Annotated in this window: 9 protein-coding genes and 1 other RNA gene; 8 read left to right on the forward strand and 2 right to left on the reverse strand. The window is 64.0% G+C overall.

All coding sequences use genetic code 11. The annotated features are described in order from the left end of the window. The coding region (dnaX, locus tag PQQ53_RS21125) for a DNA polymerase III subunit gamma/tau (RefSeq protein WP_408325937.1) at positions 1–2336 on the reverse strand (2336 nt) is incomplete at its 3' end. Positions 2337–2575: 239 nt separating this feature from the next. Then, positions 2576–2674: signal recognition particle sRNA small type (gene ffs / locus PQQ53_RS21130), an RNA gene on the reverse strand. A 441-nt stretch (positions 2675–3115) separates the two neighbouring features. Between ffs and trxA the strand changes: the two genes are divergently transcribed. From trxA to PQQ53_RS21170, 8 genes are all read left to right on the forward strand, one after another. Continuing rightward, positions 3116–3442, forward strand: coding sequence for a thioredoxin TrxA (gene trxA, locus PQQ53_RS21135; protein WP_006048864.1), 327 nt, complete (start codon positions 3116–3118; stop codon positions 3440–3442). A gap of 241 nt (positions 3443–3683) precedes the next feature. Continuing rightward, entirely contained in the window at positions 3684–4952 is a 1269-nt protein-coding gene (gene rho / locus PQQ53_RS21140) for a transcription termination factor Rho (RefSeq protein ID WP_006048863.1), read from the forward strand. Positions 4953–5133: 181 nt separating this feature from the next. Beyond that, complete coding sequence (locus tag PQQ53_RS21145; RefSeq protein ID WP_408143198.1) at positions 5134–5670, forward strand: MerR family transcriptional regulator; 537 nt, start codon at positions 5134–5136, stop codon at positions 5668–5670. Continuing rightward, positions 5667–7223: an MFS transporter gene (locus PQQ53_RS21150; RefSeq protein WP_408143197.1), complete on the forward strand. Its 1557-nt coding sequence runs from the start codon at positions 5667–5669 to the stop codon at positions 7221–7223. Before PQQ53_RS21145 ends, PQQ53_RS21150 begins: the two co-directional genes overlap by 4 nt. A gap of 15 nt (positions 7224–7238) precedes the next feature. After that, positions 7239–8072 carry a M90 family metallopeptidase gene (locus tag PQQ53_RS21155; RefSeq protein WP_408325940.1) on the forward strand — a complete coding sequence of 278 codons (834 nt, stop codon included), beginning with the start codon at positions 7239–7241 and terminating at the stop codon, positions 8070–8072. A 306-nt stretch (positions 8073–8378) separates the two neighbouring features. Then, entirely contained in the window at positions 8379–8645 is a 267-nt protein-coding gene (locus PQQ53_RS21160; protein WP_168661969.1) for a type B 50S ribosomal protein L31, read from the forward strand. A 347-nt stretch (positions 8646–8992) separates the two neighbouring features. After that, a complete protein-coding gene (locus PQQ53_RS21165; RefSeq protein ID WP_408325942.1) occupies positions 8993–10750 on the forward strand; it encodes an ArnT family glycosyltransferase in 1758 nt (585 codons plus the stop codon). A 2-nt stretch (positions 10751–10752) separates the two neighbouring features. Continuing rightward, positions 10753–12132 carry an MATE family efflux transporter gene (locus tag PQQ53_RS21170; RefSeq protein WP_408143191.1) on the forward strand — a complete coding sequence of 460 codons (1380 nt, stop codon included), beginning with the start codon at positions 10753–10755 and terminating at the stop codon, positions 12130–12132. Positions 12133–12234: the final 102 nt, after the last annotated feature.

Consider the following 12234-nt stretch of genomic DNA (forward strand, 5'->3'; position numbering starts at 1 on the left):
CGGGGGCCGCGGGCCCGGGGGGGCGCCCGCGCCCGCGGGCCCCCCCCCGGCGGGGGCGCGGCCGCTGCCGGGGCGCTTACGCGGACGTCGTCGGGACCGCGGTCGAACACGGGCATGTAGTCGTCGTCGGGCGGGCCGAAATAGCCATCGTCCGATGCCGAGATCGGCATGTAATCGTCGGGCGGCATGTCATCCCACGGCGGCATCGACGCGCCGTTCTGCTCTGCGCCACCGCGCTGAGCCGGCGACGACGGCGCACGGGCGGCCGGCGCGGCATCCTGCTGCTGCGCGCGGCGCGGCGCGCCAGGCGTCGGCACCGGGACGACCACGCGCGGCGCGGCCGGCTTCGGCGCGGCCGGCGCTGCGGGCTTCGCAGCCGCTGCCGAAGTGGCGCGGCCACGGTCCGACGATACTTTCAGACCGGCGCTGCGCAAGACGTCGAGTGCGGCACTCGCACCGCCGGCGCGGCGCGGCGCGGATTCGGCTACGGCCGCTGTTCGTTCGGAGGGCTCTTGTCGTGCGGTTGCGGCTTGCTCCGTGCGGGCGAGCGCGGCAGTTGCCGGTGCCGTGAGCGCGGAGGCTGGCGTCGGGTCGTTGAGAGCGGGCGCGACGGACGCTTCGTTTGAACTCGCGTGGTTGAGGGTGACACTTGCCGCGGCGGCTTCGTTTGCGTTTGCGTTTGCGTCGTCGAAGCGAGCGTTCGTGGCGGGTGGATTGCCCGCTGCGTCGGCGAGGCTCGCATTGGCGGAACCCTTGTTAGAAGCCGCATCGGCAGGCGCGTCGTCCCACGGAGCTAACGCGGGTGGCGCGCTCGCAACAGTGGTGGCGGGTGTAACGCTCGGCGCCGCAACCGCTTCTCCGTGAACCTTGATCGGCTCGGCAACGACTCCCGCCTCGGCGTTAGGTGATTGCAGCGTCGCGGTGTCTTGCGCAGTATTTTCCGACACCGACCGCGCGCTGATTGCATGCGTGGTCTGCTCCCCTGGAGCCGCCGCGGATTCGGCCGCGGCACGCGACATCGCGCCGTTGTCCGCCATCGCGCCACCAGCCTGCGAACCACGAACCGCCGGATTGGCGCCTGCCGCTTCATGCGCGTTCGCTGGCGCACTCATCGGCATCGTCGCAGCCGCCACCGGCGAACCCGACAAGGCTCGCAAAGCCGCCACCGTCGATGCCCCCGCGCGCTTCGCACCGCCAGAATTCGCCGGACCAGCCGCACTCGCCCCACCCGCCGCGCCACCGCCACCGGTAGGCGCGGGCTCGAACGCCAGCATCCGCAGCAGTGTCATCGTGAAGCCGGCGTATTCGTCCGGCGCGAGGCCCAGCTCGTTCCGGCCGATCGTCGCGATCTGATAGAACAATTGCACCTGCTCGGCGCTCAACGCGTCGGCAAAGCGGCGCAGATCGCCGGCCTCGGGCCATTCGTCCAGCACCGACGACGGTGCGAACTGCGCCCACGCGATCCGATGCAGCAAGCTCGCCAGATCCTGCAAGGCTGTCGAAAACGACAGGCTGCGCAATGCCATCTCGTCGGCGACTGCTAGCACCGCTGCGCCGTCGCCGTCCGCGAGCGCGTCGAGCAAGCGGATCAGATAGCTCTGATCAAGCGCGCCGAGCATGCCGCGCACCGCCTCTTCATTCACCTGATTGGCCGAGTAGGCGATGGCCTGATCGGTCAGCGACAACGCATCGCGCATCGAACCGTCGGCGGCACGCGCGAGCAGGCGCAGCGCCTGGGCGTCGTACGGTACTTTTTCCTCGCCGAGAATGTGCTCGAGATGCGAGACGATATGACCCGCGGGCATCTGCTTCAGATTGAACTGCAGACAGCGCGACAGCACCGTGACCGGAATCTTCTGCGGGTCGGTGGTGGCGAGAATGAACTTGACGTGTGACGGCGGCTCTTCCAGCGTCTTCAGCATCGCGTTGAAGGCGTGGTTGGTGAGCATGTGCACTTCGTCGATCATGTAGACCTTGAAGCGCGCGTCGACCGGCGCATACACCGCGCGCTCCAGCAGCGCCGCCATTTCGTCGACACCGCGATTGCTCGCCGCGTCCATCTCGACATAATCGACAAAGCGCCCCTCGTCGATCTCACGGCATGCACGGCACACGCCGCACGGCGTGGAAGTCACGCCGGTTTCGCAATTCAGCGCCTTGGCGAAGATACGCGACAGCGTAGTCTTGCCGACGCCGCGCGTGCCGGTGAACAGATAGGCATGGTGCAGACGGCCGCCGTCGAGCGCATGCGTGAGCGCGCGCACCACGTGCTCCTGTCCGACGAGCGACGCGAAATCCTTCGGCCGCCATTTGCGTGCGAGAACTTGATAGGTCATCCGGAAATTGTATCAGTAACGATGCCGCTCAAAACCAGCACATGAAGGCGCCTCGCCGCTTCATCGAAACCGGCTAACGGACTGATAGAAAAAAATAGATGGGGCGCGCGAAATACAACCGCGACATGACCGCATGCACCTGAAATGGCGACGCTAAGGGTAAATCACGAGTTCGAAGAGGGTGCGGAGAAACCCGCGGAGACACAAACAGAAGAAACAGACAATGCAAAGAAAAGGAAGGTGACGAGCCCGACCCTCGGCACTGGTGGAAAACGGCTGTGGCTGCTTCGTTCCCGACCTGACCAGATTGACCATCCCTCCATGCGAGGAGGCCCGTCACGAAACATTCTATCACCGCCGGGCCCATCGTGCGACTGTTAATACGAGCAAATCGACCTCGATGCGCGAATCAGGCTCTTTGCTCCTTATAGCAGTCGCCCGGCGCGGGCGTCTGCGCAGACACTTGAGTTCGCCGCGCCAGCCACCAGATACAGTGCATCGCAGTGATTGGAACGTCGTGGCACTTCACCGGCAGCCGTTGGCCCCACTGCCCCTGATGAGTACTATCGCCCCCGGCAACGCATAGCGAATTAAGCTAAACTGCCGTACGGATGACCCGCATGCGCGTGCCTTGCGCACATTCCAGGAGAAGGCATCATGTTTTCCTGGCGTGTCGACAAGGCTCCGGGTGCGGCAAAGCGAACAGAAGTTTCCTTAGGTTTTGACGTATCGTGGCGAGCAATTCAGGCGGGCCTCGAACCGATAGAGGTATTCATACAATGAGCGAACAAATCAAGCATATTAGCGACGCATCGTTCGAACAGGACGTCGTGAAATCCGACAAACCCGTGCTGCTCGATTTCTGGGCCGAATGGTGCGGTCCGTGCAAGATGATCGCGCCGATCCTCGACGAAGTCGCGAAGGATTACGCTGATCGCCTGCAAATCGCCAAGATCAATGTCGACGAGCATCAATCGACGCCGGTCAAGTTTGGCGTGCGCGGTATCCCCACGCTGATCCTGTTCAAGAACGGCGCGGTCGCCGCGCAGAAGGTCGGCGCATTGTCGAAGTCGCAACTGACCGCGTTCCTCGACGGCAACCTGTAAAGCAAGCGGCGCATAGCGGCGCGCCCGCAGTCCGCGAGACTTGCGAGCGCGTCGAGATGAGCATGTTGTCAGCCGGCAACACGCTCGACAAGAAAGATGCCATGCCGCCACACTGGCGGAAATTGGCCTGTGCTATGCTAGAATCCGCAAAACGTCGAAAAGACGTGTAAGTCCTTGAGCGGTTCCGCTCACTCTCCTCCCAGATTTCATTTCGTCGCACCTTCTCCTGCGGGTTCTCCGTATGCATTTATCCGAGCTTAAGACTCTGCACGTGTCCGAATTGATCGAGATGGCCAATGGCCTCGAGATCGAAAGTGCGAACCGCCTGCGCAAGCAGGAACTGATGTTCGCCATTCTAAAAAAACGAGCCAAAACGGGCGACACGATCTTCGGCGACGGCACGCTTGAAGTGCTGCCGGACGGCTTCGGCTTCCTGCGTTCGCCGGAAACCTCGTACCTCGCCAGCACGGATGATATTTACATCAGCCCGTCGCAAATCCGCCGCTTCAATCTGCATACGGGCGACACGATCGAAGGCGAAGTGCGTACGCCGAAAGACGGCGAACGCTATTTCGCGCTGGTGAAGGTGGACAAGGTCAACGGCCAGCCGCCGGAAGCCTCGAAGCACAAGATCATGTTCGAAAACCTGACGCCGCTGCACCCGAACAAGGTGCTGCTGCTCGAGCGCGAAATGCGCGGCGAGGAAAACGTCACGGGCCGCATCATCGACATGATCGCGCCGATCGGCAAAGGCCAGCGCGGCTTGTTGGTCGCCTCGCCGAAGTCCGGCAAGACCGTGATGCTTCAGCACATCGCTCATGCGATCAAGCAGAACCATCCCGACGTCGTGCTGTTCGTGCTGCTGATCGACGAACGCCCTGAAGAAGTGACCGAAATGCAGCGTTCGGTGGCCGGCGAAGTGATCGCCTCCACGTTCGACGAACCCGCTGCGCGTCACGTGCAGGTCGCAGAAATGGTGATCGAAAAAGCCAAGCGCCTCGTCGAAATGAAGAACGACGTGGTGATTCTGCTCGACTCGATCACGCGTCTCGCGCGCGCCTACAACACCGTCGTGCCGGCCTCGGGCAAGGTGCTCACGGGTGGTGTCGACGCCAACGCGCTGCAACGCCCGAAGCGCTTCTTCGGCGCGGCGCGCAATATCGAGGAAGGCGGTTCGCTCACCATCATCGGTACGGCGCTGATCGAAACCGGCAGCCGCATGGACGACGTGATCTACGAAGAATTCAAGGGCACCGGCAACATGGAAGTGCACCTGGAACGTCGTCTCGCCGAGAAGCGCGTCTACCCGTCGATCAACCTGAACAAGTCCGGCACGCGCCGTGAAGAACTGCTGATCAAGCCCGAGGTCCTGCAAAAGATCTGGGTGCTGCGCAAATTCATTCACGACATGGACGAAGTCGAGTCGATGGAATTCCTGCTCGACAAGATCCGCCAGACGAAGAGCAACTCCGAGTTCTTCGACATGATGCGTCGCGGTGGCGGCAGCTAAGGCCTTGCGCCGGCATAGCTGCATCGACCGTACTGCATGAAAAAAACCGCTCGTCATCGACGAGCGGTTTTTTTTTCGTCCGCAGAGTTTGCACCCTGAGTCCCGCCTGCGCCCACAACATGAACGTGAACGTACACGTTAGAGTACAATGCGGCCGGTCCGCCCTACCTGTCCATTACTCATGTCGAAGGACTCACCCACCCTGCTGACCGTGCGCGATGCAGCCGAACGCCTCGGGGTCACGCCGCGCACGCTGAAGTACTACGAGGAACGCGGCCTCGTCTCGCCCACCCGCAGTGAAGGCCGCTACCGGCTGTACGACGAAGAGGACCTGAAGCGCTTCGGCCGCATCCTCCGTCTGCGCTCGCTCGGCTTTTCGCTGCAGGGCATCACCGAAATGCTCAAGCGGCCGCTTGAAGCGGTCGACGGTGGCCATCGCTTTTCAACCGAATCGTTGCAGCAGATTCGCGACGCCATCGCACAGCAGGTCGAAGCGCTCGACGCCCATATCGAAACGATGCGCCGCGAACTCAAGGAAGCGCAGAAGCAGCGCGCCGAACTGAGCCCCGATCTCGACTATCTCGAACGACGCCTCGCCGGCGAGAACGCCGACGCGCTGCTCGAGCAACGCCGCCACGCGCTGGTCAAAGCGGCCGGCGCATCGCCTGCCAGGCGCACCAGAAAATCACGCACGTCGGCGCCGGACGAATCGTCATGAACGCCGCGTCATCCCGCGTCGCGCTGTTCAGCGTCGACAAGCTGCGCGGCGATTTTTTCCCATGGGTGCTGGCGGTCGTGACCGGCCTCGACTATTTCGACAACGCGATCTTCTCCTTTTTCACCAGCTATATCGCCGGCGGCATCAACGCGTCGCCCGACGAACTGGTGTGGGCCTCGAGCGCCTACGCGGTGGCTGCGGTACTCGGCATCCTTCAGCAACAGTGGTGGGTCGAGCGCGTCGGCTACCGGCGCTATGTAGCCGGCTGCATGCTGCTCTATTCCGCCGGCGCGGTGGCCGCCGCACTCTGCGAATCGTCGATCGAACTCGCGTTGACGCGCGGCTTTCAAGGCTACTTCATCGGTCCGATGATGGGCACCTGCCGCATCCTGATCCAGATGAGTTTCACGCCGCAGCAGCGGCCGGCGGCCACGCGCGCGTTTCTTTTGCTGATCGTGTTGAGCAGCGCGCTCGCGCCGTTGATCGGCGGCCAACTGGTCGCGCATTTCGACTGGCGCGCGTTATTCGCGTGCACGGCGCCCGTGGGTGTGCTGTTCGCCGTGCTGGCTCTGCTCGCGTTGCCCGACTCCGGCAACCGTCTGCCCGAAGAGCGCGGGTCGGCGCATTTCTGGCCCTATCTGATTTTCGCGTTCGCCCAGGGCGCGCTGCAGATCGTGATGCAACAGGTACGCTTCCAGCTGTTCAGCGCATCGCCGGGGTTGATCCTGCTGACGCTCGCCGGCCTGGTCGCGCTGGGCTGGTTCATCTATCAGCAGTGGCACCATCCCGCGCCGCTGATGCGCCTGCATGCGCTGCGCGAAAAGGTCTTCCAGGTCGGGCTCGTGCTGTACATGTTCTACTACTACGTCTCAACGGTATTCAGCTACCTGATCTCGCGCTTTCTCGAGAGCGGCCTCGGTTTCCCGGTCGAGAACACCGGGCGGCTGGTCGGCACGACGTCGCTGATTTCCGCGAGCGCGCTGTTCGTCTATCTGCGCTATGCGAAGCTGCTGCCGCGCAAGAAGTGGATCATCGTGCCCGGTTTCGCTGTGGCCGCGTTCGCCGCCGCATGGATGACACGTATGTCGCCGGGCGTCGGCGAAGCGGCGCTGATCGTGCCACTGCTGCTGCGCGGACTGTTGTTGCTGTTCATCGTGTTGCCGGTCGCCAACCTGACCTTCAGAATTTTTGCGATCGAAGAGTTTACGCATGGCTACCGGTTGAAGAACATCGTGCGGCAGTTGACGATCTCGTTCGCCACGGCCTCGGTGATCATCGTCGAACAGCATCGGCAGGCACTGCATCAAACTCGCCTCGCGGAGTTCGTGAATCCGTACAATCCAGTGTTCCAGAACTCGCTCACCGCGCTGACGAATAGCCTCGCCGCCGCGGGCCGCACCGCGTCCGACGCGCACTCGCTGGCGATGGTCGAAATCAGCCGGTCGCTCGCGCAGCAGGCAAGCTTTCTGGCCTCGCTGGACGGCTTCTATTTTCTGATCGGCGTAGCGATATGCGGCGGCCTTTTCGCCGCGTGGCAAAAACAGATCGACTAAAGGTTGCATCAGGCCATGCTCTCGAAACTCACTCAATGGTTGGGCACGCGCCGCCGCGACCGCGCGCTGCGCGACTACGCGATCGACGACGCGCTGTGGCAAGCCACGCTCGACGGCCTGCCCTTTCTCGCGCACCTGGACGCCCCGGACCTCGCGCGTCTGCGCGAACTGACCAGCCTGTTCATCGCGCAAAAGGAATTCTCGACCGCGCACGAGTTGGAGCTGACCGACGCGATGACCGTGGCGATCGCCGCTCAGGCGTGTCTGCCGGTGCTGAACCTGAGCCTCGATCTGTATCGGCGCTGGGTCGGCGTGATCGTTTATCCGGGCGAATTCGTGATCCGCAAGACGGTCGAGGACGAAGACGGCGTCGTGCACGAGGTCGAACACGACGCGAGCGGCGAAGCGTGGGAAGGCGGCCCGGTGGTGCTGTCGTGGGAAGACGCGCAAATGACCGAAGGCCCGGACGCCTACAACGTCGTGATCCACGAATTCGCGCACAAGATCGACATGCTCAACGGTGAAGCAGACGGCCACCCGCCCCTGATGCGCCGCTGGCACGCGCCGCTCGATTCGCAGGCCTGGGCCGACGTGTTCGACCACGCGTACGACCACTTCTGCGCGCAGGTCGACGCGGTGCCGGAGCGCCGCTGGGCGCGTTTCGAGCGCGAATCGTTGATCGATCCATATGCGGCGGACCATCCGTCGGAATTTTTTGCCGTGTGCAGCGAGGCGCTGTTCGTGCAGCCGCACGCGTTCGAGGCGGAGTATCCGGAGTTGTACCGGCTGCTGGCGCGCTATTATCGGCAGGATCCGGCGCGCGTCGGGATGAGCTTCGCGCCGGCCTGACGCGTCGGGCACTTGAGGCCCGGCACCCGCTGGCGAAGGCGTTGCGAGTCGGATTGCCGGCACCGCGCGGCCCCGGAAGTTCCGGCACACGGTGCCCGCGATCGCCCTGGACCGCGGCCACCGCCGGCCAAGGCCACGGCAAACGCGAACGAGCTGCCAGAAAGCTGGCAGAAAAGTCGTCAAGCGACTGATTTTCTGGCATAATCACCGTTTTTCGACCATAGGCAAGTGGCTCGCGCCTAGATGCGTTTCGCGCTCATTGCGGCTCGCACGCGGGTTGGCTACCGCCAGATTAAAGGAAAGATCATGAAAGAAGGCATTCACCCGAATTACCGCGAAGTCCTGTTCGTCGATATGTCGAACGACTTCAAGTTCGTGACGCGCTCGACCATCCAGACGCGTGAAACTGCCGAATTCAACGGCAACACCTACCCGCTCGCCAAGATCGAAGTGTCGTCGGAATCGCATCCGTTCTACACCGGCCAACAAAAGATCATGGACACGGCAGGCCGCGTCGAGAAGTTCAACAAGAAGTTCGGCACGCGCGCTACCGGCAAGGCAGCAGCGAAGTAATACCCGCGTCGTCGCCGGCTTTGGCCGACAGCGAAGCAGCGAAAAAGGGCAGCGTGAGCTGCCCTTTTTTGTCGCCTCGACCGGCACATTGCCTGCGCCCGGTTTGAAGTCCCGCGCGAAGCCGCGTTGATCGCTTCGTGCGTCAGCGCTGGCCTGGGCGGGGATCAACCCTCCGGCGTTCCCCTGCGGGGCCGTGTTACAGCATTCACCACGACGTTGCGGGCCGTTACCGGTCGTGACGCGCATCGCACGGCACGACTACAATGCCGGATGCTTCAGAAGGGCCATGCCGGCCGGACCCGCCGTCCGGTCCTGGCCGCACCGCTTATCCAATTTCCACACACCGCATGAGACCTGTCGTTCGCCTCACTGCCTCTGCGACCAGCGCGCTGCCGCGCTGGCTGCTGCTAGCCATCTGTATCGTCTACGCGTCGTTCGGACTATTCGGCCGCGATCCGTGGAAGAACGAGGACGCAGCCGGCTTCGGTGTCATGTGGACCATGGCGAACGGCGGCGCACACGACTGGCTGCTGCCGAATCTGGTCGGCAAGTACCTGACCGAGGACGGCCCGCTCGGCTACTGGCTCGGCGCCAGTGCGATCCGCGTGCTCGCGCCGTGGGTCGACGCGAGCAACGCGTCGCGCGTGTTCACCGGCCTGCTGTTCTGCGCGGGTTGCGCGTTCGTCTGGTATGCCGCCTACCTGCTCGGCCGGCGCGCTGAAGTGCAGCCGTTCAAGTACGCGTTCGGCGGCGAGCCGGAACCGCGCGACTACGGCCGCACGCTCGCCGACGGCGCCCTGCTGATCCTGCTCGCCTGCTTCGGTCTCGCCGAACGCGGCCACGAGACCACGCCGCAACTCGCGCAGTTCGTCTGTATCGCGATGCTCGTGTACGGCCTGGTGCGCATGATCGACAAGCCGATTCAAGGCGCGGCGATCTGGGGCCTCGCAATCGGCCTCGTTACCTTGGCAAGCAGCCCGGTGCTGGTCGGCGCGCTGCTGCTCGGCACCCTGGCGATGACTCTGATCGTGCGCGAAACGCGCTGCCGCTGGCTGCTGCTGGCCGGTTTGCCGATCGCGCTCGTGGTGGCGGTATCGTGGCCGATCGCGGCGCTCGCCGCCTTCCCCGACGACGCCGTCTGGTATCTGAATCAATGGCTGCACGTCAGCCTGAGTTCGTTCGCCGGGCCGCCCGGCTCGGTCGCCGCGTATGCGCTAAAGAACCTGCCGCTCTTCACATGGCCGGCGTGGCCGCTCGCGGTGTGGTCGTGGTTCAGCTGGAAGGGCCTGCGGCGCGGGCCGCACGTGGCGATCCCACTGTCGGTGATCGGGCCGCTGCTGGTGCTGGTGATCCTGCAGAGCCACCAGTCGAACCGGCTCTACATGCTGTTGCTGCCGCCGCTCGCGGTGTTGGCCACGTTTGCGCTGCCCACGCTCAAACGCGGCGCGATCAACGCGATCGACTGGTTCGCGCTGCTGAGCTTCACGATCCTCGGCAGCTTCGTCTGGCTGGTGTATCTGGCCGGGTTGACCGGTTTCCCGCATCCGCTCGCGCGCAACCTCGCGCGTCTCGCGCCCGGCTTCGCGCCGCAGTTCAAGATCTTGTCGTTCGTGTGCGCGGTCGCGGTGACCCTGTGCTGGTTCATGCTGGTGCGCTGGCGTCTTGCGCGTCATCCGAAGGTCCTGTGGCGCAGCGTGGTGCTCTCGAGCGCCGGCACGACGCTGATGTGGGTGCTGCTGATGACGCTGTGGCTGCCGGTCGTCAACTACAGCCGGACCTACAAGGACGTCGCGCAACAGATCGCCAGCCACCTGCCTGACGACTACACGTGCATCTCGCCAGTGCGCCTGGGTAATGCGCAGATAGCGACCTTCGCCTATTTCGGCGACATGCACTTCTCATTCGACCAGGATTGCGACGTGATCCTGCGTCAGGACTCGCAGGAATACGGCGACCCGAGCGCGCTGCCGGACTACATCTGGAAACTGGTGTGGGAAGGCCGCCGCGTGGCCGACCGCGATGAACGCTTCCGCCTGTACGTGCGGATCGACCGGCCCAAGCCGCCGGTCGTCAAACGCCGCAGCTGGCACAAGAAGCTCGACTGACCATGTTCGCCGACGTACGGAAAATCGCCGCGCTGGCATGGCCCGTATTGATCGGCCAACTGGCGATCATCGCGTTCGGCGTGATCGATACGGCGATGGTCGGCCGTTACTCGGCGATCGATCTGGCCGCGCTCGGCCTCGGTTCGTCGATCTATATCTCCGTCTACATCGGGCTGACCGGCATTCTCACCGCGCTGCAGCCGATCGCCGCGCAACTGTACGGCGCGCGCCGCTATGCCGAGATCGGCGAGGAAGTGCGTCAATCCTTGTGGCTCGCGCTCGCGCTGACCGTCATCGGCTTTCTGATTCTGTTTTTCCCCGGGCCGGTGCTGCATCTGGCGCGCGTGCCCGACGCGCTGCACGAACGCACGGTCGCCTATTTGCGGATTCTGGCCTTCGGCTTGCCGGCGGGCCTCGCGTTTCGCGTCTACAGTTCGATCACCAATGCGGTCGGCCAACCGCGGCTCGTGATGATCCTGCAGATCGGCGCGCTGCTGCTCAAGTTTCCGCTCAACACCTGGTTCATCTTCGGCGGGCTCGGCGTGCCGGCGCTCGGTGGCCCGGGCTGCGCGCTCGCCAGCACGGCGATCAACTGGGGACTCGCGGTGCTCGGCATGGTGCTGCTCACGCGCGTCGACGTGTTCAGGCCGTTCGCGATCTTCGCCCACTTCTGCTGGCCGGTCTGGCGGCGTCAGACGGCGCAGTTGCGGCTCGGCATTCCGATGGGCCTGTCGTATCTGATCGAAGTCACGTCCTACACGTTCATGGCGCTCTTCATCGCGCGCTTCGGCACGACGACGCTCGCGGGTCATCAGATCGCCGGCAACATCGGCGCGGTGCTGTACATGACGCCGCTGTCGATCGGCATCGCTTCGTCGACGCTGGTCGCGCAGGCGCTCGGCGCGCATCGGCCGGAAGCGGCGCGCACGCTGTCGCGTCACGGCATCATGATGGCGGTCGCGATCGCCTGTTGTTACGGTGCGATCGTGCTGGTGCTGCGGCCGTACATCATCGAAGGCTATACGCCGAATGCGCAGGTCGTGGCGGCAGCGCTGCCGCTGGTGCTGATCGTCGTGTGCTACCACCTGTTCGATGCGTTGCAGATCACCACCGCGTTCGTGCTGCGCGCGTACAAGGTGGCAGTCGTGCCGACCGTCATCTATGCGGTTGCGTTGTGGGGCGTGGGGCTGGGTGGCGGATATCTGCTCGGCTTCAACGTAAGCGGCGTCACGCCGGAATGGCTGACCGGCGCGCGCGGCTTCTGGGTCGCGAATACGGCGAGTCTCGCGATTGCCGGTTTTGGTTTGCTGGCGTACTGGCGGGTGGTGAGCAAGCGGTATTTGCGGGCGGAGCTGGTGGGCGTGGTGGACTCGGCGAGCTGAGGGTCTAGCTGGCGGCCGCGCCTCGCTGACCAGTACTTCGCGGCTTAGCCGCTCGCGTCCCGTCGACGACACTATCAGAAGCAGACGGTTAGTTGCTTTTTA

It is taken from the genome of Paraburkholderia strydomiana, from assembly GCF_046030495.1.
In the GTDB taxonomy this organism is placed as follows: domain Bacteria; phylum Pseudomonadota; class Gammaproteobacteria; order Burkholderiales; family Burkholderiaceae; genus Paraburkholderia; species Paraburkholderia strydomiana_A.